We start from the raw sequence: 2,721 nt of genomic DNA on the forward strand, positions 1-2,721 counted from the left end.
CGCCACCCGCCGGCTCCTCGCCCGGGGCCGCCCCAGCGCCGAGAACGCCACGGGCGACATCGTCGTCGGACCGGTACTTCAGGAGAGCGGCGGACAGGACCCAGCCGAGCTCCGGGCCGTCTCCACCCCACACCGACGCGGCGCGCGCCGCGTCCACCACCTCGGAGATCGACGGGGCCTTGCGCAGGGGCAGCTCGCGCAGGCGGCGTGCCTTGTCCACCACGTCGGCCGCCACCGACTCCGGCACCTCCGGAGCGCGGGACCGGACGATCTCCGTCTCCCGCGCGGCGTCCGGGAAGTCCACGTGGAAGTGCAGGCACCGGCGCTTGAGGGCACTGGACAGCTCCCGGGTGTCGTTCGAGGTGAGCACCACCCAGGGCGTCGTGCGTGCGCGGTAGGTGCCGAGCTCCGGGATCGTCACCTGCTTCTCCGCGAGCACCTCGAGCAGCATCGCCTCGAGCGACTCCTCCGTGCGGTCGATCTCGTCGATGAGCAGGACCACCGGGTCCTCGGACGTGATCGCCTCGAGCAACGGCCTGGTCACCAGGAAGTCCTCGCCGTGGATCCCCACCTCCATCTCCGCCAGCGCGGCCGAGGCCGCGGCGAGATCCTCGTGCACCGCCAGTTCCGCCGTGATCCGGTCCCGGAGCATCTGGACGTGGAGCAGCTGCTTGGCGTAGTCCCACTCGTACAGCGCCCGGGCGTCGTCGAGCCCCTCGTAGCACTGCAGCCGGACCAACCGACGGCCGAACGCGGAGGCCAGCGACTTGGCCAGCTCGGTCTTGCCCACACCGGCCGGCCCCTCCAGCAGCAGCGGCCTGTCGAGGACCGTCGCCAGGTGCACGACCGTCGCCAGCTCACGGTCGACGATGTACCCCGTCCCGCGGAGGGCCTCCGCCAGGACGTCGACGTCGATCACCGCGTCCGCGGGACCCACCTCGTCGGAACTCAGGTCGTCGGGGTGATCCTCGATGACATCCATGGTCGGGCCCTTTCCGTTCTCGAGAGATGGTGGTGTCCCCCGGGGACGGGCGGGACGGATCCGCTCGCCCGCCCCCGGGGACGTCCTGGTGGGGTGCCGCGCCGACCGGTCAGTACGACCCGGTCATGGCGTGCTCGACCATCGGGATCAGCGACTCGACCGTGGACTCACGCGGGTTGCCCGGGGTGCACGCGTCCCCCATCATGTGCTCGGCGATCCGGCGGATGTTCTCCGCCGAGGTGTCGATCCTGTCGCCCTTGCCCTTGTACTTGCCCGTGTCCATCTGGTTCTTCTCGTACAGCCCGGGCGTGATCTGGCTGAAGTTGTCCGGGATGCCGACGTCCTTCGACAACCGGATGGCGGCCTCCACCGCCGCGTCGGCGGCCTGGACGGTCGTCATGTTGCGGGTGTCCACGCCCATCTGCGGCGCGAGTTCGGCGTAGCGCTGGTAGCGCGACGGCAGGTTGTACTCCCACACCCGGGGCAGCGCGATGGCGTTGTTCAGACCGTGGTGCGTGTCGTAGTACGCGCTGATCGCGTGGGACATCGAGTGGATCATGCCCAGGCCGCCCGAGTTGAACGCCTGCGTCGCGATGTACTGCGCGTTCATCATGCCGGTCCGGGCCTCGAGGTTGCGGGGGTCGTACACGGCCGTCGTGAGGTTGTCCGCCACGAGCTTGGTCGCGTACAACGCGTTGCCCAGCGACGGGGCGAAGTCGAGCCGGGACACGTACGGCTCCGAGCAGTGCGCGAGGACGTCGAAACCGCAGTACGCGGTGAAGTGCTGCGGGCAGGAGTAGTAGAGGAGCGGGTCGTCCATCGCCAGCGAGACCAGGCTGGCGTCGTCGAACGCGACCCACTTGTGCGGGTGGTCCATGTCCGAGGTGTCCGTGATCACGTACGCCCACGAGGTCTCCGCGCCGGTGCCCGCCGTGGTGGACACCGCGATGTGCGGCGGGTTCTCGAAGTTGGTGGACTTGGAGAAGCCCTGGAACTCGTTGATGTCGCGGCCGTCGTGGGCGATCACCACGCGGGCGCCCTTGGCGGCGTCATGACTGGAGCCGCCGCCCACCGAGATGATGCCGTCGCACTTCTCCGAGTTGTAGAGCGCGGCGGCGTCCATGACGTTGTAGTCCTTGGGGTTGGACTCGACCTTGTCGAAGACGACGACGTCGAGGCCCTGGTACTCGATCTTGCCCTTGAGCTCCTCGATGATGCCCGAGCCGCGCAGTCCGGTGGTCATGATGAGGACCCGGGTCATCCCCAGCTTCTTGGCCTCCACGCCGAGGATGTCGTGTGCACCCACCCCCAACAGTGCCTTGGGGAGAGGGTGGAACTCCTTGATCGGCATGTCCCAGATCTGATTCAGTTCGATCGCCATCGTGCGCCTCCTGCTCGAGCGACCCCCACCATCGGCGGGGCGGTGATTGTGACACCGATCACTCTTGTCCGGCGGGCGCCCCGTCCGGAACAGCTACCGCGGGGTTCTGCCCACCCGGCGCACCGGGGACGGTCCGGATGGCACCGATGCACCTACCCGAGTGGACGGGTCGAGCCCGGTTCGTCACGGCCGCCGACCTCCGCGCCCCTCACGCCCCGAAGCGCTGATCGAGGACACGACACCGCGCCTCGGCCGCCGCGATCGTCGAGGCGTCCGCGTACCGCGACCGGGCCAGGCTCCGCCATGCGGCGAGATCCTCACGCCCGGCGCCGCCGACCCAGGCCCTGAGCACGGGGAG

The 2,721-nt window shown here is 69.4% G+C and carries 2 protein-coding genes; both read right to left on the bottom strand.

Annotated features, from left to right (window positions below):
* The coding region (locus G6021_RS11660; RefSeq protein ID WP_182641343.1) for a MoxR family ATPase at positions 1-982 on the bottom strand (982 nt) is incomplete at its 3' end.
* Positions 983-1,091: 109 nt separating this feature from the next.
* A complete protein-coding gene (gene mdo / locus G6021_RS11665; protein ID WP_067714967.1) occupies positions 1,092-2,363 on the bottom strand; it encodes an NDMA-dependent methanol dehydrogenase in 1,272 nt (423 codons plus the stop codon).
* Positions 2,364-2,721 lie beyond the last annotated feature (358 nt).

Origin of the sequence: Dietzia sp. CW19 (assembly GCF_014145265.1) — a bacterium.
Classification (GTDB): domain Bacteria; phylum Actinomycetota; class Actinomycetes; order Mycobacteriales; family Mycobacteriaceae; genus Dietzia; species Dietzia natronolimnaea.